Consider the following 19740-nt stretch of genomic DNA (forward strand, 5'->3'; position numbering starts at 1 on the left):
CTAGTATTGCTACTGATTGGTTTGTATCCTAAGATCTACTATTATAGTTTCCTTGAATCGGCTTAGCCTTTAACCAGAAGTCGCTATATTAAGTATCCTACCAACAAAAGACCTTCACTAAGGAGAAAACATTGGTTTCCACAACCTTGAAAACGACCAAATCAGAAGAAATCTTTGCCGCCGCCCAGAAAATGATGCCCGGTGGCGTCAGTTCCCCCGTGCGCGCCTTCAAATCTGTAGGCGGACAGCCCATTGTCTTTGACAGGGTAAACGGAGCCTACATTTGGGATGTTGACAGCAACCAATACATTGACTACGTAGGTACTTGGGGCCCGGCTATCTGCGGCCACGCCCACCCCGAAGTCATCAAAGCCCTTCACGAATCTTTAGAAAAAGGTACGAGTTTCGGCGCACCCTCGCTGTTGGAAAATGTACTCGCCGAAATGGTGATTGATGCCGTTCCCAGCATTGAAATGGTGCGATTTGTCAATTCCGGTACCGAAGCTTGTATGGCCGTTTTGCGGCTGATGCGAGCCTTCACAGGCCGCGACAAACTGATTAAATTTGAAGGCTGCTATCACGGACACGCCGATATGTTCCTGGTAAAAGCAGGTTCCGGCGTGGCAACTCTCGGCCTTCCAGACTCTCCCGGCGTGCCGAAATCCGTTACCGCCAACACCCTCAACGCTCCTTACAATGATTTGGAAGCAGTCAAAGCTTTATTTGCCGAACATCCGGGCGAAATCGCAGGCGTGATGCTAGAACCTGTTGTAGGAAATGCCGGTTTTATTGTACCGGATGCAGGTTTTCTCGAAGGTTTGCGGGAAATTACCAAAGATAACGGTGCTTTGTTGGTGTTTGACGAAGTAATGACTGGTTTCCGCATCGCCTACGGCGGAGCTCAGGAAAAATTCGGTGTCACCCCAGATTTGACAACCTTGGGTAAGGTTATCGGCGGCGGTTTGCCCGTGGGCGCTTACGGCGGAAGGCGCGATATCATGGGGATGGTGGCTCCCGCAGGCCCGATGTATCAAGCTGGTACGCTTTCGGGAAATCCTTTGGCGATGACTGCTGGGATTAAAACTTTGGAATTGTTGCAAAAACCCGGCACTTACGAACAGTTGGACAGGATTACTAAAAAACTGTCCGAGGGATTGCTGAAAATTGGTAAGGAAGCGGGACACGCTGTTTGCGGCGGCCAAATTAGCGGGATGTTTGGCTTGTTTTTTGCGGCGGGCCCGGTTCACAATTACGAGGATGCTAAGAAGTCTGATTTGACGAAGTTCAGCCGTTTTCACCGCGGAATGTTGGAACACGGTGTTTATCTGGCTCCTTCGCAGTTTGAGGCGGGATTTACTTCTTTGGCTCATACTGAGGAGGATGTCGATCGCACTTTGGCCGCCGCCCGCGAAGTGATGGCCAGCATTTAAAGCTTGTAGTAAGGACTTTAGTCCTTGATGAATGCGGACTGAAGTCCACACTACGAACCAATTTTATAAAGGTGTTCGTAGTGAGGACTTTAGTCCTCTGATTTTATAACGAGCGGGCTAGAAACCCGGTTTCTATGATATTTTGTGTTTAGTAACGAGGAATATACGAAAAAACCGGGTTTCTGAGGAGTTTTTATTTTTTCGATAACCTATTTAATAACTAATGACTAATGACTAATAACTAATGACTAATGACTAATGACTAATGACTAATGACTAATGACTAATTCACTCATTGAGAAATTCACCTTCACAGATTATCGAGTCTCTGTTCTCCAAATCTTCTTGATTCCAAATCGCATTTAATGCTGCCGAACTTAAGGAACTTGAAATCGTATTTAATGTGGTGTTGTAGTATTCTACAGCATTATTCAGTTCCATCTGTGGGGCTTCTTTGAAATAGGAATTGATATCAGGGGTGCAGCGCTGGGCCTGGTAGTATAAATAAGCTTCAGCATTAATACACATTACGTGGTAAAAATCCCTATTTGCTGTTGCAATATCTCCCAATTTGTACAGCGCTAAACCCCGGTTGAGATAAGCTTTAACGTAGTTGGGTTCGAGTTCCACTGCTTTGTTAAAGTCTTCAATTGCTAGCTGCATTTGTTTTAATTTATAGCGAACGCAACCTCTGTTATAATAGGCATAAACATTGTTGTGGTCGATGCCCAGTGCTGTGTTATAATCGGCGATCGCCTGGGTATTGTCTCCTAATTGGTGATAACAGAGTCCGCGATTTATGTAAGCTTTGATATATCTGGGATTCAACCGCAGCGTTTCGTTAAAGTTCTCCGTTGCTGCTTGTTTTTCTCCCAAAAGGTAGAAAGCGCGCCCTCGGTTGTAATAGGTTTTATAATTTTGCGAATTGATAGAGAGAGCTCGATCGTAGTCTTCTATTGCTTCTTCGTAATGTCCTAAATTAGCAAGTACGAGTCCCCTGTTGTTGTAGATAGCGTGGCTGTCAGGCTTATTTACTAAAGCACAGTTGAGATCGTCAATGGCTTTTTCGTTTTCTCCCAGATGGCGCCAAGCATTGCCGCGATTTAAATAGGCCTCGAACAAATTAGGATTGATATCTAGTGCTTGGCTGAGGTCTGCGATCGCCTTTTGGTAGTCTTTCATATAATAGTAAACCAAGCCGCGATTGTTGTAAGCTTTGGCATCGGCGGGATTGACTTGCAGTATCTGATCGAAGTCCTCAAGTGCCGCTTCGTAGTTGCCTTGCTTGGCGCTGTGCAACCCGCGCTTATAAAAATGGTTGAGGTTCGATTCTTTGATGTTCATAGGTCAACTTTCATTCCTTGCTGGATTCTGGATTGATTCCTTTGCACTCAGTGTTGAGTTCGACAGGGGTTAATCTGTTGAAAGAGCATCCACCTGCATCTAGAGTAACTCTTGACTTATTCCAGGAAATCTACCCGAAACAGGATTTTAAGTTTATCTTAACAGGAATTTGATGCTCTTGAGATAGTCAGCACTCTCGGCTCGATTTACTTCCCGAGTTCGACAGCGTGTCATCTCAAGTTGTACTCAAAAGCATAATTTTAGTTGCCATTCTGTGTTTTGTCCTGCGAGTGCGAGCGGCTGCGTTCCGGTATCAATTGTTGCACGCACTTTCTCGGTGTAAACTTTATATCTTTTGGCTAAACTAAGTCTGAGTATTTCCCGCAGTACGCCTTTATAAATTAATACGGTTCAGTTAGCGCTTTTTTACGAATTGAATCTCATGATTGTGTGGGAGATACCTCTTTTGGCAGTCAGATTGTTCTTAAATGAACCGTATTGCTTTATAAACTAGGGAGGAGGAGAGGAAATAAGGATCGGCTCTTATGACTCCGTTCTAACTAAAAAACGCCGACATAGTGGATTATAAACTCGATCAATAAATTCTTTGTGTGGAGCAAAGCCCGCAGCAGAAGTCGTTCTATTGCCTTCAATCTTAATTGATACAGTTCCACCGCAACAACTGTTGCTTCTGCGCCCTCTAGCAGGTAGATTGTTTAAGTGTGTAGGCTCTAAATCAGGAACGCTGTCCGCACATTGGCTTGATAGTTGAGTACATAAAATATGAGCCATTGGCACAGAAGAAACTACACCTTCTACTATTTCCTCGCGGGGATTGCTAAATCGCCCCCGACCGATTGAGAATACTACTAGATTTGGTTTGACTAAATTGCATAACTGCTGAGCAAATGCTTTGCCATCTGCGCCACCCGGTCTACCTCCATGATGCGGAAAAACCAAGATGTCAGCTTTCAAATCACTTCTTTCCTTTAGAAGTTGATCTAATCCAACTTGGTCAATATCAGCACATAATATAGCCACTCTATGAGTATTGTGAACTAGACCAATAACAGCCGATGTCGAGTTAGGATTCAATCGACGCTCATCCACAGTTTTACCTACCCCACCAAGTAGAGCTAATTCAGGAGTTGGGGCAAGAATTTCTACCGTAACTTGACCGACATTCAACTGACCTGTTTTTGTTGTTGTCAGTTCACTTGAAACTACTGTACCAAAACGTTGTCGAGCATCTTTTAAAGCAATAATTAAATCCTTCCAAATTTCAGTTTTTCTCAGTAAATCTGGGTTTAAATGTACATTATTAATTTTTATTGTTTCATTTGAAAGTAGGTTAATTATCCCTGCAATGTGGTCACCATCAGCATGGGAAATTAAAATGTGTGAAATTTCTTGAATAGATAGATTTTCCAGTGTTTCTATCAAAGTAACGCCATGCGGACAGTCAATAATTATTACGCCATTTGTATCTCGCAGAATAGCACAATTTCCATGACCAACATCTAAAATTATAAGTTCAGGTAAGCTCATCATTATCATCTAGCTCAGGTGCTAACTGAAATTTCTCAAAATAAAGATCCTCAGATTTATCAGCTCCTATATTAACATGAGCAAATAAACGGACACCTGCTTTTAGTGCGTCCTGTCGAATTTTTGCGGGAATAAGCACAGCCGGAAAACGAACAGCCTCATGGGGATTCCAACCAGGAACTATTGCATCTAGAACATCTTCCCCAGATTCTTTATCAGTATTGGTGATTCTTACTAGCGTTCTATGAGGTTTTCTGTTACTGGGGACTTGACCACTAAGTTCTAAAACACAGTTTTCCATTCCTTGTTTTATAGTCGCAGCATTGGCTTCATCTCGAGTCAAAAGCACGGGAATTTTGCGCCGCGACTTTCTAATAGAGACATTGGCATCTATTGCAGTGTACTGAGTTATGAGAATTGATGGAATTTTTAGATCGTACAACGCTGCCACTAATGTCGAGCCAGAAAAATTAGTCCGCCCATAATTAGCCAAGCGATTATCGCACAAGGCACCTTGAGCATTTTTCGCAATATACGATGCAAGTAGATTCACTTCATCGAAAGAGCCATCTAGTATTATAGGTTTAAAACCAGCAGCTTCTACATCCCATCCAGTTGATTCAGCTAAGTCTTTTTCATCATCAACTATTGCTATTGTACCGAGAAAACTTGGTGAAATCATCACAGTTAACTTCCAGAAAGCGGTAATTCTACAGCAAACTCAGCTCCTCCCAATTCGCCATTCGCTATCGCGCGTACTTTCCCTCTCATATCTTTAACAGAATCTTTGACAATTGTCAAGCCAAAACCTGTACCACCCGGTGTAGTCGTGATACCGGGCAACCAAATTTCATCTAGTTCAATATCCTTGATTCCCAAACCATTATCTAAGACTTTTAGCCGCACGTTATTCCCTAAAATTTCAGTGCTGATAATTATTTGCCGTCCTTGATTGCGTGCGCCCTCAACCTGGAAAGCATTGATAGTATTTGTCAGCAGATTTGTCAGAATAGCTTCTACCAGAGCAATGCTGCCCCGGATGTGGGGTATTTGATTAACTTTTATTTTTTTTATTTTTATTTGAGATTCTTCAAAAAAAGGTTGGAACAGTTCAACTGTATCGTCAATAACACTGTGGACATCTACCACACCAGAGCGACGCTTTTCTCGTTTTAATAAATGCAGCGGAAAATTAGCAAAACGCTTCCAAGAACTACTGACTCGATAAAGCATTTCTACAGGTTCTTTCAGAGACTTTATATATGCCTCGTCACTCAGTAGTTCTTTTCCTTTACTTTCTATTCTCTTAGCTATTTTCTCGATCAGAGTGACAGGTTTACTAGATTCGTGAGCAAAAACTGCTGCCGTTGTTCCCGCTGTGGCCAAACTGCGATAGAGGTGAAGGTCATCGCGCAATGCTTTTATTTCTCGCTCTTTTGCACTTTCATACTGTTTAACTATATTCCGCACAATCGCCCGATTTTCTTGCGGTACTGCTTCTTCAATCGCTTTTTCAAGGCGTATTTTGACATCCTGAACATCTTGACTAAATTCTTGCTTGATGTCCTCTCGTTTTTTTTCTGTTTCTTTCAACCGCTCTTTAGCGATCCATTCCAACACATCGACAGCAAAGCGTCTCAGCTCTAAAAAAGCTTCATTCTCAATGAAACCGAGCCGATCGGTTTTTTGAATTAGGAAGTCATCAGGATCGCTCGCAATTACCCTGCCAATAACCGTGCTGGTGGAAGGACGCACCTCAGGGTTCCTAGCCCGTGCTAAATTTATATTCAGCCAATCATCGGTGCGATCGCCGTAAGGCTTGACCCGCAAACCTCGGTGGTAAAGATGAACACCTCCTACCTCAGTCAGCCAACTTCTGACTTCTGCGGAAGAAACTTTTTTGGCTGAGAAATTTTGAGGATTTAGCAGAAAAACCCACATCTCAAATTCCGCTGGAACACTTCTGTATGGTTCTTTAGAGGGATTTCGAGAAATATTTTCATGCTCAGCGCTAAAAATTAAATCTCCCTTCCAATCTAACAGTGTCGCTTCAGCAGTTCCCTTCGCATTCAAACTAGCTTTTAAATGATATTCAGCCGCCTCAAAGTAAGCCTCATTTACTTTTTTTTCGATATCAGAAAAGCCCGGAGCTATCAGCCGAGGACGAAAAGCGACACTATTATCAAATGGATCGGCTAAAAGTAAAAGTTCTCTTGCCAGTCTTTTAATCTCAAGTCTTCCCAACTTAACTTTTAAGTTGTGAATTATAATATCAGTTCCTTGACTTTTTTCAGTGGGATTTTTTTGAGCATCAAAAGAGACATCTTCTACGACATCAGCGCCTTCAAAAACATCCCAGTTAATTATGAGACTGTACTCAACTCCCGGCTCATTTTTAGGTCGGGTTTTTAGGTTAACTTGAGAACCTTGCCGTAAAGCAGCTAGCCTGCCTAATCCTTTATCGCCAACAGGTAAACGTCCCAGCAGTGTTGGCTCGCGGGCTGCTTTTTTTGAGCGGCCCAGTACCAACCATCCCTCACTAATGGCATCAGTATCCATACCTGTGCCGTTATCTGAAATAATTATTGAGCCACCTATATTGTTAGTATTAATAAGCTCTACCGTGCATTTTGTAGCATCAGCATCATAAGCATTCTTAACTAACTCGATAATACCTTGATCCGGGTTCGGAATCAGTTCTTCGCCCAGCCTGTTGAGGATGTTTGGTGAAAACTTAAAGTGCATGATATTTTCCGTTATTTAATATCACCAAGAGTTGCAAACAATCTCAAAATCTATACAGAACCTCTATATGTATTATGCCACAAGTACCTTACCAGATCGATTAAGTAAGATACAGCCGAACAATTGCCTAATTCCCAATTACCAATTCCCGATTACCCATTACCAATTACCGATTGATTTCCTCTTCCACATAAACTCTCAATTTCTCCAAATCTGGAAGTTCGACCAATTCTTTTTCCTTTTCCTGAACAGAGATAGGCATCATCACAGGTGTCCGCTGTTCTATCCAGCAACTCGCCAGCGGCAAAGTTTGTTCCAAATCTTCCAAAGGCCTGGGAATTACCATCACGGCGTTCAACTCGCCAATGCGCTCAGCTTCGTACATCCCGGCTTCTACGGCTACTGCGACATCTGCGACTGCGCCGCGAATAATTGCCGTGCACAAACCGGCGCCAATTTTCTCGTAGGCGGCTAAGTGTACGTCGGCGGATTTGAGCATAGCATCGCAAGCACCGACCATTGCCGGAAATCCCCGCGTTTCGAGCAAACCGATCGCCTGATTGCTCAATCGAGAATAACTACCGCTTTCCGACAGTTCAGTCAGGCGAAAGCCGATCGGCAAAACCACTTCCAAATTAGCCAAAGGCCGAGGAATCACCAGCTTAGAAACAAACTGGCCGAATTGTTCGGCTGTCTGAGCTCCTGCTTCCACAGCCAAACGCACGTCGGAAATTCTGCCCCGGACGATCGCCGTACAGTGACCGGAACCAATTTTCTCGTATCCTACTAAAATGACCCCTGCGGACTTCAGCATCATGTCAGCAGTCCCGACAATTGCCGGAAAACTCTTGGTAGATACCAAACCCAAGGCAGTGTCTTTGAAATATTCCTGGCGCTGCGATCGCCCGGAGTCACTGCTGTTACGATCTATTTGTCCGTTCATCTTCGATTACCCTTAGAAACTTCCAAAAATAAAAATTTGTTGATAGTTTTAGTGTCTCAGATGAGAAGACAAACTGCACGAGCTGCAAGATACATATTTATGCTGCAAGACCTTAAAGATTGCTGAGCTACCAATAATATGAGCTTACCTATTTATATTTTTTTGATTCTGCCTTAAGCATAACCGCCTTTTGTACAAATTACCACGCCCCAAAATGGATACCAGCACCCGACACTCATGAGGGTCGAGATCAAAAATTTAGACAATATTTTAACGTCTCAGATTCATCTGTGGAATAAATCTAAAATTCTTCAATTCTTTAATCTAAAATCGATTGACCTCTATCCGGTACCGCCCGAGAGTGTTTGACCGTTTTCCTGCGATCGATTAAAAGCTTGTCGGTGCGGAAACAGCGTCCCCAGCAACTGATTGATGTGAGCTTGACCGTACAGAATAGTTGGGACTTCTCCTGGTTGGGGAGGCGGATTGGCGGCGGTTTCTGGTGATGGATCTGGGGCTGTCTCCGGCGGTGTTTGAGGCTGTGTTTGGGCGGGTTCGGGCGGGTCGTCGATCGGGCGATCGACGGTTGGTTCAACTGGTGGCGCAGTGGCTGTGGGGGTTTCCGGTGCAGCGGTTTGGGTTTCTGCGGTTTCTGCGGTTGGTTCTGCTGCGACTTGGCGGCTGGTATCTCCGATCAGAGAACCTGCTGGCAAAATTTGCATTTGGTCGATCGCAGGATTAATCAGCGTTGTTCCCGCGCCAATACAGGCATTTGCGCCGATCGTCCCCGCACCTACCACCAACACTCCTGCACCCAGCATTGCGCCCGCTGCGATTTCCAGAGTACCCTCGCGGGCGTGAAGGATAACTCCCATACCGATACAGGCACCGGTGGCGATCGAGATCCGGCTACCCGGATCTGCTTGGAGGATGACTCCAGGGGCGATCGCCACACCTTCATTCACAACTACATCGCCACTCAGGAAAATCTGAGAGTTGCTACTTAATTGCAGTGGCGATAAATACATTCAACTTCACCTTGAAATGAGCTATGATTTTAGATAAAACGACTTTAATTTATCGCTTTTTAGAATGATTATTTTAACTCTATCAATCTAATAAACGATTATTTACTAATAATTAAAAGCTCGATTTGGACTTACAAATTGCCCGAAATAATTGGTTGAAAGCCGGAACCCTTTTAAGGAGAAATTAAAATCAGACGATTCATTACTCCAATCGCATTCCTTCTTTTGTCAACTGTCAACTGTCAACTGTCAACTGTCAACTGTCAACTGTCAACTGTCAACTGTCAACTGATTCTCCCGCTAGCCCAACGCGAGCACTTAACGGGAGAAACCAGCTAATTACCTGACAAATTATGGTCGTTGGATAATTTCTTCGAGTACCCGGCGCTTGGCCTTGGAGTCGATACCGAGCAAGCGGACGTACTCGCCGCTGTGTTGTTGGAGACAGCCTTCGAGAGCCGAAATTACTTCGGATTCGCGGTTGGTGGCGATCGGCGCGCAACTGCTCCAAGAACCGGTGCGGAAACGGCGCGCGTCGGCGTGTTCCGTGCCAATTTTGTAGCCTTGGGAAAGCAGGTTGCGGATTTGGTCGATCGTCTTTCCAGTCAACTTTCCGCTACCAGCCGCACCAGTCGAAGCTGCTGCTTTGAATCCCGATGTTGCACCCGGTTTAGCCGATTGAGCAACCGGGCCGTCGGGACGCTGAATCAGTTCTTCAACTACGCGGCGCTTAGCTTTCGGGTCAATGCCGATCAAACGCACGTATTCGCCCGGATATTGGTTCATCACAGATTCTAAAGCGGCGATCGCCTCAGATTCGTTTCTGACTTGCAGCGAAGCCCCGCTTTGCCAAGAACTGGTGCGGAAGCGGCGCGCGTCGGCGTGTTCTGTGCCGACTTTGTAGCCTTGAGCTAACAAGCTGCGAACTTGAGCCACAGTATCCGCGCTCAATTTGCCGTTGGATACAGAACCGCCATTTTGGTAAGCAGTTTGTGCAACTTTACCGTTAGATTGGTGAGTTGTGGCGCCGTTACCGTTAGAGCCGTTGTCTCCCGGTCTTTGGACGATTTCTTCTAATACGCGGCGCTTGGCCTTGGTGTCAATCCCGATCAAGCGGACGTATTCTCCTTGGTGATCGGCCATACAAGCCGACAAAGCAGCGATTACTTCTGAGTCGCGGGTTGAGGAAATTGGACCGCAAGTGCGCCAAGAACCGGTGCGGAACCGGCGGGCGTCGGCGTATTCCGCTCCCACGCTGTATCCTTGGGCTAGCAAATTGCGGATGCTATCGGTTAGAGAGGAACTCAATTGGGTGCCGGCATAGGTAGAATAATTCATTTGAGTGATATTTGAGTTTTTAGATTGCTCGTTGCGAATTGGTGCTAGACAGGCGATATTCTCAGCGCAGCGATAACCCGCTCTCAGAGCGTCATTGATGCCGATGACGTGGGTCGCAAATTTAACATCTGAATCTTGAACGTCAGGGAGGCGATCGGCTTGCTGCTGATTAGTGATGATGGCTCCCGAAGGTATGTACTTACCGGGGGGAATCTCCACATCTTGAATTAATACGTGCATCATGACAATGCAGCCGTTGCCCACTCTGGCATTGAACACCGTAGAGCGAAAGCCGATAAAGCAATCGTCGCCGACGTAGGCCGGGCCGTGAATTAAAGCCATGTGGGTGAGGGAAGTATTTTTCCCCACCCAAACCGAATAGGATTTGTCATCCTCTCCTGTAACTCTGCCTTGCTCTAAACCGTGAATGACTACTCCGTCTTGAATGTTGCTGCCCGATCCGATATAAAACGGAGTGCCTTCATCAGCGCGGATAGATGTCCCGGGGGCAATCATCACATTTGAACCGATCTGCACATCCCCAATAATGTTAGAAAAGGAATGTACGAAGGCGGTGTCGTGAATTTTGGGCTCAGCCAAGTTTTTCGACCAAGGCGTCGGGGGAGCCGCAACGTTGCGGACTGCCATAAATTAAGTTCTCCTAAACTGAAAAAAATTTTGTTAGTTGTTAGTTGTTAGTTGTTAGTTGTTCACTGTTCACTGTTCACTGTCAACTGTTCACTGTTCACTGTCAACTGCTTTCCTATCAACTGCTTTCGGAGTCAACTGCTTTCGGAGTCAACTGTCAACTGTCCACTGTCAACTGTCCACTAGCGGTACGGGTCGTCTTTTTTACTGTAAATGAGGCGATTTTCTACATTGACAGTATCTATAATGCCTACTACTAGAGCATCGATCGGACGGTCTTCGCTCCCGGGCGCGATCCGGGCCCCGCTGCCGCGGGTGACTAAAACCCATTCATCTATACCAGCGCCCACACAGTCAGCGGCTACTTCATAGCCGGGAACTGGCGAACCTTCCTCATTGATGAATTGCAGCAGTAAAAATTTCGATCCTCTCAGCGTCGGCTCTTTTTGGGTACTGACAACTGTGCCTAGAACTTTGGCCATTTGCATTTTAGGTAATTGGTAATTGGTAATTGGTAATTGTCATTTTTTTCGCCGTCACTTGTCTTTTTTAAATTAGCTTTATTCAGTCCCATGTCTTCATTTTAGATTTTTTGTCTAATGACTAATGACTAATGACTAATGACTAATGACTCGTGACTAATAACCAATATCCCATGCCTACCTCAATTAAAAATTAAAAATGCTAAATCAAAAACATCGCCATTTTTAATTTGTGATTTTTAATTTTTAATTACCAAACGCCCCAAACAGCCTTGAGCCTATCTTTAAGATCTGTTGAGAGGGCGAATGCCGCTCACGCCTTCGCGGAACTGTTCTACAGCTTCGGTGTAGCGAATTGGCAGCACGTACTCCAAGTTTTCGTGAGGGCGGGCGATAATGTGGGTGGACATCACTTGTCCGCCGTTAACGCGCTTCACTGACTCTACTCCGGCGGCGACGGAAGCTTGCACTTCCGAGACATCTCCTCTTACAATGACAGTAACGCGAGCGCTACCGATTTTTTCGTATCCTACCAAGGTGACGCGGGCTGCTTTGACCATCGCGTCAGCGGCTTCTACTACTGCGGGGAAGCCCATGGTTTCGATCATGCCAACTGCAATTGCCATTGGTTTTACTCCTAAATTGAATATTTGCGGAACTAAACAGTTAATTTTTGACGATCGCGCTGCTTTTCGTCAAACGTTTCGTCAAACGAATTTTGGGCGCTAAGAACTTAGTAGCCTCGGAACTGCTCTACTGCTTCTGTATAACGAATTGGTAGAACGTATTCTAGGTTTTCGTGGGGGCGAGCGATGATGTGGGTAGAGACGACTTCTCCGCCGTTCACCCGCTTGACGGATTCCACTCCTGCTGCGACTGAGGCTTGGACTTCCGACACGTTGCCGCGCACAATTACGGTGACGCGAGCGCTGCCGATTTTTTCATAGCCCACGAGGGTAACGCGAGCAGCCTTGACCATAGCGTCGGCAGCTTCCACAACAGCGGGAAAACCTTTTGTCTCAATCATTCCCACGGCAATTGACATTTTTGAATCTCCAAGTTGAGGATTAGCGGAATTACCGTAACAAATCTTTGAGAAATCTAAAAATTTGGACGGGGAGGCCCACATTATTTAGGAATGCAGTCTAAAGCTTCCTATCCTTATAGAATAGGGGAAGCTGTCCACCTTGACAATATAAACTAACATCATAATGTTTAATAACAAAAATTAAAATTTTTTATGTTACTTATAATATTTTAATATTTATTTAATAATCTTAATATAAAGCGGAGTAGATGCGGACGGGGAGCTAGCAGTCAACTGAGTACAAATACCTGTAAACTAGAGTTCGGTGGGTGAAGGCTGGGGGTCTCGGTATCGGGAAAGTTTGGGATTTCCCAAGGGGGATCGCGGGGAAAGGGGCAAAAAAGCAGTCTTAGCGATTTGCGGGCGTTTTTTTTCGGTGAGTGCCGATTCTGAGCAGCCTGTAATTTTCTAGGGAAAAAATTCTCAGTTTTGATGCTTTAATGTATAGTGAATTTTGGGTGCAAATTATTTTGCCAAAACTATACGATCGAGTTTAGTCAAAGTTTTACGGTGTGGCGCGATCGCCCGGAACTGCTTTTGTATCAAGGTAGCCGGTAATTTGAAGTTTAACGGATAAATTAAATGACAGAATTTCTCCTCCAAACCTGTTGGTGGATACCTTTATATGGCTTAATAGGGGCCATTCTAACTTTGCCGTGGTCTACGGGAACCGTTCGCACAACAGGGCCCAGACCAGCGGCTTACTTCAATTTACTGATGAGTGTGTTGGCTTTCATCCACGGATCGGTGATTTTTACAGCAACTTGGGATCGAGCGCCCCAACAGTTGCTCATCCACTGGGTGCAAGCAGCAGATTTAGATTTGTCTTTCGCCATAGAAATCTCCACGATCAGCGTCGGAGCAATGGAGCTAGTGACTGTTCTGAGTTTGCTAGCACAAATTTACGCACTAGGCTACATGGAAAAAGACTGGGCGCTAGCTCGATTTTTTGGGCTGCTCGGTTTTTTTGAAGCGGCAATTAGCGGGATTGCGATTAGCGACTCGCTGCTGCTAACCTACGGTTTGCTGGAAGTGCTGACACTCTCAACGTATTTGCTAGTCGGGTTTTGGTACGCTCAACCCCTGGTAGTAACGGCGGCGAGAGATGCGTTTTTAACCAAGCGCGTAGGAGACGTACCGCTGCTGATGGGAGTAGTGACGCTTTCAACTTTAGCCGGAAGTTTGAATTTTTCCGATTTAGAAGAATGGGCGGAAACTGCAACTTTATCTCCTTTAGTTGCGACTCTTTTAGGCTTGGCTTTAATTGCCGCACCGACAGCCAAGTGCGCTCAATTTCCGTTTCATTTGTGGCTCGACGAGGCGATGGAAGGGCCCAACCCGGCTTCGATTATGCGGAATACGGTGGTTGTGGGGGGTGGGGCTTATGTTTTGATTAAACTTCAGCCTGTTTTGGCGCTATCGCCGGTGACTGATGCGGTGCTGGTGGTGTTGGGTGCGGTGACGGCTGTTGGGGCTTCTTTGGTGGCGATCGCCCAAATCGACATCAAAAGAACACTATCGCATTCTACCAGCGCTTCTTTAGGTTTAGTGTTTATCGCGGTGGGGCAGAATCACGTTGACATTGCATTGCTGCTGCTGTTCGCGCACTCGATCGCCAAAGCACTATTATTCATGAGCATAGGCTCAGTGATTGTCACAACCAACACTCAAGATTTAACAGAAATGGGTGGGTTGTGGTCAAAAATGCCCGCCACGACAATGGCTTATTTAGTAGGCGCTGCGGGCATGGTAGCCCTATTGCCGATGGGTAACTTTTGGGTAATGCGACGGTGGCTGAACGGTTTTTGGACAGTGCCCTTGTGGTTAGTAGTTGTGCTGCTGTTAGTTAACGGTTTGACTGCGCTCAATTTAACTCGCGTATTCGCCTTAGTATTTGTCGGAAAACCGCAGCCCAAAACTCGCAGGGCTCCAGAAGTCGGTTGGCCGATGGCTTTGCCGATGGTAATTTTGACAGTGATTGGGCTGTTGGTGCCTTGGATGTTGCAGCAGTGGCAACTGTTAATTAGTTGGACTGGCCCTTGGGCGGAAACGGGAGATTTTGATGCTTTAAATTTGCTATTGAAGACTCTGGATATTCCGCTGTTGGTGTTATCTGGCTTGATTGGGGTTGGCGCTGGCGTGGCGATTTATTGGTACAACGTTTTACCTCGACCGGTACGTTTGCCGGTGCCGGCGGTGCAGGATTTGTTTGCTTACGACTTTTATATCGATCGAATTTACCGCTTGACTGTGGTTTGGGCCGTAGCTTCTATTGCGAAAATCAGCGCTTGGACTGACAAGTATGTAGTAGACGGGGCGGTGAATTTGTTCGGTTTTGCCACAATTTTCAGCGGTGAAGGTTTGAAATACAGCGGCACCGGTCAATCGCAGTTTTATGTGTTGACTATTGCTGCGGGAGTTGCTGCGTTGTTGGGGCTGATTATTTGGCAATTCTAAACCGCAGATGTTGGGGGATGAACGGGGATAAACGCAGATAAATTGTTTTTGGTTTGTCTGCTTGTTCCTCTAATTTTATTCAAACTCAACTGGCCACAATTCTGCAACCGGAACTTCCCAGCCGGGTAAAAGTTCGGGAAGTGAAATCGTGTCGTAGTGCTGTCCCCGCTCGCGAGTATTATACACCTCGCGAACGGGGACAGCACTTCAAGAAAAGATATTTTTTGCAAGAATGAGATGCTCCCATTTAATTTGCAAATCTTCTCGATCGCTAATAATTGAGGTCCTAGGAGGATTCCCGAGACATTGGCATCTATGTTATACCAATTTAATGGGGCGTTGCACATATTCCGATCGCCTTGCAGCCCTCTGGTTGGAGGAGCAAGAAAGCTCGAAATCTTATTCCCCCCTTATTAAGGGGGGTTAGGGGGGATCGGATTGGGGAGTATCCTCCTAAAAAATTGGTATTAACAAGAAAATATGCCGATCGCTATTTTATGCAGTTGCTTTGCGTTAATCTTAAATATAGTTCTAAAAACTGTGTAATAAGGGAAAGTTTTAATTGATGCTCAGTGCTTTAATCTGGATACCAATGTTGGCCGCCGCCCTGATTGGGTTTTGGCCCGGTGCGGTAAGTTCTAAAATAGTTAGGAATGCCGCGATCGCCATTGCGGGTGTAACTTTTATTCTATCGGTGATTGTGGCAGCTCAGTTTGATGCCAGTACAAGTCAGTTACAGTTTTCCGAATTTATTCCTTGGATCGATGATTTGGGATTTAATTACAATCTCGGCGTTGACGGTTTGTCTCTGCCCTTGGTAATTTTAAATACCCTACTGACAGGTGTAGCTATTTATGCTACGGATGAGGCGATCCGCAGACCTCGACTTTATTATTCTTTGATGCTGTTAATTAGCGGCGGCGTCACCGGAGCTTTTTTATCTCAAAACTTGTTGCTATTTTTCCTGTTTTTCGAGGTAGAACTAATTCCGCTTTACCTGTTAATTGCGATTTGGGGAGGAGAGCGCCGGGGCTATGCTGCGACTAAGTTTTTAATCTATACTGCATTTTCGGGAATAGTATTGCTGGTTGCTTTCTTGGGTGTAGCTTGGCTGAGCGGTGCTTCTAGTTTTGATATGGTTGGTGCAGCCGGCGCATCGCATTTGCAAGGAGGTTCCCCATTGCCTTTGGTAAGACAAATTGTGTTGCTGGCTGGGGTGTTGCTGGCTTTTGGAATTAAGATTCCTTTGGTGCCTTTTCATACTTGGTTGCCGGATGCTCACGTAGAAGCTTCGACTCCGGTTTCGGTGCTGCTGGCGGGGGTACTTTTGAAGTTGGGAACCTACGGGATGCTGCGTTTTGGTTTGGGTTTGTTTCCGGATGCGTGGGCGGTGGCGGCGCCTTGGTTGGCGAGTTGGGCGGTGGTAAGCGTGATTTACGGGGCGAGTTGCGCGATCGCCCAAAAAGATATGAAAAAAATTGTAGCTTACAGTTCGATCGCGCACATGGGCTACATTTTGTTAGCTAGCGCCGCAGCTACTCCGATTAGTATGCTGGGAACTGTTTTGCAAATGGTCAGCCACGGTTTAATTTCAGGGCTGCTATTTTTGAGTGTCGGTATTGTTTACAAAAAATCCGGCACCCGCAACATCGACGTGCTCAAAGGTTTGTTCAATCCCGATCGCGGTTTGCCGGTAATTGGCAGTTTAATGATTGTCGGCGTGATGGCGAGTGCCGGCATTCCAGGATTGTCTGGATTTATTGCTGAATTTTTGATGTTTAGGGGCAGTTTACCAGTGTTTCCCGTGCAAACTTTGCTCTGCATGATTGGCACTGGTTTAACTTCAGTTTACTTTTTAATTATGGTCAACCGCGCCTTTTTCGGCCGCCTTTCCGATTTGGTGGTGAATTTGCCCCAAGTCCGCTGGGGCGATCGCATTCCTTCGCTAGTGTTAGCAGTAATTATCGCCATCATGGGAGTGCAGCCCGCTGTTTTAGTTGGTTTGAGCGAGAAAACTGCGATCGGCTTAGTATCGGCTGTGCCGGCGCAAGTTAAACAAGTTGCTCAAAACTTAGACTAATATCTTCCCTAGGTTCGTAGTGAGGACTTTAGTCCTCAGAATTTGAAGAGGACTAAAGTCCTCACTACAAACCTTTCTCTGGATTCTGAATTTCTAGGTAATAAAACAGTTATTCAATGAAGGTTCAAATCAAATGACAACTACCGTATTAAAACCCTCTTCCCATCCCCTAGCCGCCTACATTGACATCTTGGAATCAGGCAAAGCTTTGCTTCCCGAATCGGCGGAGAATGTAGTAGAAGTTGTCGGCGTTCTCAAAAGTTACGGTGTAGTTCTCGATGCCTATTCTCGCAATCTCAACTACATCGCTGAAGAACAATTTTTAGTGCTTTTCCCGTTCTTTAAATATTTCAACGGAGAAGTGACAGTGCCGAAATTAATGCGCTATTTGTGGCACGATCGCATTAATTTTGAGTATGCCGAGTATTGCATGAGAACAATGCTTTGGCACGGCGGCGGCGGTATGGACAGTTATTTGGATTCCCCGGAATTTAGCAGCTTGGCCGAAAAGGCGATCGCAGCTAAGTTAAAAGGCAACTTTTTGATGCAGGGACTCCACAAAGCATTCCCAGAGTTTTTACCCGAACAAGTGCGGATGTTGGCTTATTACACGGGTTTGGGGCAGTTTTGGCGGGTAATGAGCGATTTATTTATCGATTTGTCCGATCGCTACGACGCCGGTACAATTAAGTCGATCGCAGAGATAGTAGATTTCGTCTTAGCCGGTTTGGTAAGCGCCGCAGCCCTACCAATCACCTACAGCGTCAAGATACGCGGCGAAGTCTACGATATCCTTCCAGCCTCAGCTAACTTGACCTTTTTACCAGATGTAGCAGTACCTTATGTAGAAGCAGTTTTCTTTCGAGGAACAGCTTTTTTTGGCACAGTTTCCTACAACGCCCAAGCGCACCAAATCCCCGAAAAACAGGGAGATTTTGGCTACGGGGCTTTGTTTGCAGATCCTTTACCCATAGGAGGTGCAGGAATTCCGCCAACTCAATTGATGCAAGATATGCGGCATTTTCTGCCCGATTATTTGCACGAAATTTATCGAACTAGCTGTCGCGGCGAAGACGATTTGCGCGTGCAAATTTGTCAGAGTTTTCAGAAGTCGATGTTTTGCGTGACGACAGCGACTATTTTCGGTTTAGCACCTCATCCCATGAATACCTCCGATCCTGAGGAAAAAAAGGCTAATCGGGCTTATTTAGAAGGTTGGATGGATCGATTTGGCACTTCTCGCTTAGATTGGGCAAATCAGCCAACTATCAGGGCTTGTCAGTTGTTCCCGGAACGGTAATTTTATTCAACCAACTGATATTTTTCACTTATCCGGTCAGTCCGCAAGGGGTTTAAACCCCTTGCTCAAAGCTAAAGTCCTCTGAAGAGGACTAAAATCATTCTTGACAATGCTGCTCTTGGGTGAGTTCTAATGACTTTGACATCATTGAATCAAGCTTTACATCGAATTTTAAAATGGTTAGAAGAACACAAGCCGGAAGCTATTTCATTATTACAACCAGGCTTATCTAATAGAGAAATTGAAGAACTTGTTAAGGACTTGCCGATTCATTTTCCACAAGAAGTTTACGATTTATACAAATGGAAAAATGGCTCAGAAGATAGTCCCGCACAAGAAAATGTTGCTTACATTTTTAATGGATTCAGCTTTTATCCTCTAGAAGATGCCATAAAAATATATCGACACAAGCTCATCGAGCGTAACTGGTCTACGCGAAATATTAATACTCCTGGTTGGATAGAAATATTTTTTTGTTATATAGGAAAAGAAGTGGGAGGTTACGTAGTTATTGACGGCTCTCAAGAAACTCGTCAGGTAATTTTCACTTATAATAAAGACGGTGATGAAGTTACCGCTCGATATACCAGCCTCACCAGCATGATAACAACGATAGCAGAGTGTTATGAAACAGGGGCTTATTCCATAAGTAAACATGAAGATTTTACAGGGACAGTAATTAAGGATTATCAAAAAGCTCATCAAATTTGGTGCAAACACAATTCAGAAATCGTAGATTCACTACTGGAAAAACTCCAAGAATTATCGTCTTATCAATCCTTTCTAGATATAGCAGCCGATATAAGGAAGCTAAAAGACCCAAGGACTGTAAAACTCTTAATTCGGGCTTTACAAAGACCAGTTTTGACTTACGATGATTTATGGATTCAAGAATTAGCTGCCAAGATGTTGGGAGAATTAGGCGATGCTGGGGCTGTTGAACCTCTCATTTCTGCTTTACAAAACGATAGCTGGATGACTCAATATTGGGCAGCAAGATCGCTAGGTCAGGTCAAATATAAACCAGCAAATGACCCTTGGATCGAACCTTTGAAAGATAGCCATAATCGAGTTCGACAAATGGCAGTTTGGGCCTTAGGAGAAATCGGAGATTTAAGAGCTGTAGACTCTCTAATTGATGCTTTGCGGGATAGCGATTATAGGGTAAAACAAGTGGCAAATCAAGCTTGGGATAAACTGGTTGCCAAATTCCCTGAAATTGATGAAGAAATTCCCTTTTAACCTAATACCGTTCAGATAAGAACAATCGGACTTCTTTTCATAAGTCTGCATCTCCCAGAGATTCATGA

At 45.1% G+C, this 19740-nt stretch carries 15 protein-coding genes; 5 read left to right on the forward strand and 10 right to left on the reverse strand.

Annotation, left to right across the window (positions count from 1 at the left end; all coding sequences use genetic code 11):
• Nucleotides 1-131 precede the first annotated feature (131 nt).
• Nucleotides 132-1430 carry a glutamate-1-semialdehyde 2,1-aminomutase gene (hemL, locus tag JGK39_RS08635; RefSeq protein WP_293250771.1) on the forward strand — a complete coding sequence of 433 codons (1299 nt, stop codon included), beginning with the start codon at nucleotides 132-134 and terminating at the stop codon, nucleotides 1428-1430.
• Between the two features lie 288 nt (nucleotides 1431-1718).
• Here the strand turns inward: hemL and JGK39_RS08640 are convergent, their stop codons facing one another.
• From JGK39_RS08640 to JGK39_RS08685, 10 genes are all read right to left on the reverse strand, one after another.
• On the reverse strand, nucleotides 1719-2774 hold the full coding sequence (locus JGK39_RS08640) for a tetratricopeptide repeat protein (RefSeq protein ID WP_293250774.1): 1056 nt from the start codon (nucleotides 2772-2774) through the stop codon (nucleotides 1719-1721).
• A 543-nt stretch (nucleotides 2775-3317) separates the two neighbouring features.
• A complete protein-coding gene (locus JGK39_RS08645; protein WP_293250777.1) occupies nucleotides 3318-4325 on the reverse strand; it encodes an MBL fold metallo-hydrolase in 1008 nt (335 codons plus the stop codon).
• Nucleotides 4309-5004: a hypothetical protein gene (locus JGK39_RS08650; protein ID WP_293250932.1), complete on the reverse strand. Its 696-nt coding sequence runs from the start codon at nucleotides 5002-5004 to the stop codon at nucleotides 4309-4311. Before JGK39_RS08650 ends, JGK39_RS08645 begins: the two co-directional genes overlap by 17 nt.
• A gap of 5 nt (nucleotides 5005-5009) precedes the next feature.
• Nucleotides 5010-7067, reverse strand: a complete 2058-nt coding sequence (locus JGK39_RS08655) for an ATP-binding protein (protein ID WP_293250780.1) — start codon at nucleotides 7065-7067, stop codon at nucleotides 5010-5012.
• 166 nt (nucleotides 7068-7233) lie between these two features.
• Nucleotides 7234-8010: a BMC domain-containing protein gene (locus tag JGK39_RS08660; protein ID WP_293250782.1), complete on the reverse strand. Its 777-nt coding sequence runs from the start codon at nucleotides 8008-8010 to the stop codon at nucleotides 7234-7236.
• Nucleotides 8011-8351: 341 nt separating this feature from the next.
• Entirely contained in the window at nucleotides 8352-9038 is a 687-nt protein-coding gene (locus tag JGK39_RS08665) for a carbon dioxide concentrating mechanism protein (protein WP_293250784.1), read from the reverse strand.
• A gap of 351 nt (nucleotides 9039-9389) precedes the next feature.
• Nucleotides 9390-11024, reverse strand: coding sequence for a ribulose bisphosphate carboxylase small subunit (locus JGK39_RS08670; RefSeq protein WP_293250786.1), 1635 nt, complete (start codon nucleotides 11022-11024; stop codon nucleotides 9390-9392).
• Between the two features lie 182 nt (nucleotides 11025-11206).
• Nucleotides 11207-11512, reverse strand: coding sequence for a EutN/CcmL family microcompartment protein (locus tag JGK39_RS08675; protein ID WP_293150650.1), 306 nt, complete (start codon nucleotides 11510-11512; stop codon nucleotides 11207-11209).
• A 278-nt stretch (nucleotides 11513-11790) separates the two neighbouring features.
• Entirely contained in the window at nucleotides 11791-12132 is a 342-nt protein-coding gene (locus JGK39_RS08680; RefSeq protein WP_293250788.1) for a carbon dioxide-concentrating mechanism protein CcmK, read from the reverse strand.
• 107 nt (nucleotides 12133-12239) lie between these two features.
• On the reverse strand, nucleotides 12240-12551 hold the full coding sequence (locus tag JGK39_RS08685; RefSeq protein ID WP_006635059.1) for a carbon dioxide-concentrating mechanism protein CcmK: 312 nt from the start codon (nucleotides 12549-12551) through the stop codon (nucleotides 12240-12242).
• A gap of 624 nt (nucleotides 12552-13175) precedes the next feature.
• On the opposite strand from JGK39_RS08685, the gene JGK39_RS08690 reads away from it, so the two are divergent.
• The 4 genes from JGK39_RS08690 (at nucleotide 13176) to JGK39_RS08705 (ending at nucleotide 19672) form a co-directional block, all read left to right on the forward strand.
• On the forward strand, nucleotides 13176-15050 hold the full coding sequence (locus JGK39_RS08690) for an NAD(P)H-quinone oxidoreductase subunit F (RefSeq protein WP_293250790.1): 1875 nt from the start codon (nucleotides 13176-13178) through the stop codon (nucleotides 15048-15050).
• A gap of 565 nt (nucleotides 15051-15615) precedes the next feature.
• Complete coding sequence (locus JGK39_RS08695) at nucleotides 15616-17130, forward strand: NADH-quinone oxidoreductase subunit M (RefSeq protein WP_293250935.1); 1515 nt, start codon at nucleotides 15616-15618, stop codon at nucleotides 17128-17130.
• Between the two features lie 133 nt (nucleotides 17131-17263).
• The gene (locus JGK39_RS08700; protein WP_293250792.1) at nucleotides 17264-18430 is read left to right on the forward strand and encodes a CO2 hydration protein; all 1167 of its coding nucleotides are present in this window, start codon (nucleotides 17264-17266) and stop codon (nucleotides 18428-18430) included.
• Nucleotides 18431-18562: 132 nt separating this feature from the next.
• Complete coding sequence (locus tag JGK39_RS08705; RefSeq protein WP_293296008.1) at nucleotides 18563-19672, forward strand: HEAT repeat domain-containing protein; 1110 nt, start codon at nucleotides 18563-18565, stop codon at nucleotides 19670-19672.
• Nucleotides 19673-19740 lie beyond the last annotated feature (68 nt).

This window comes from Microcoleus sp. PH2017_12_PCY_D_A (genome assembly GCF_020738565.1).
GTDB lineage: Bacteria > Cyanobacteriota > Cyanobacteriia > Cyanobacteriales > Microcoleaceae > Microcoleus.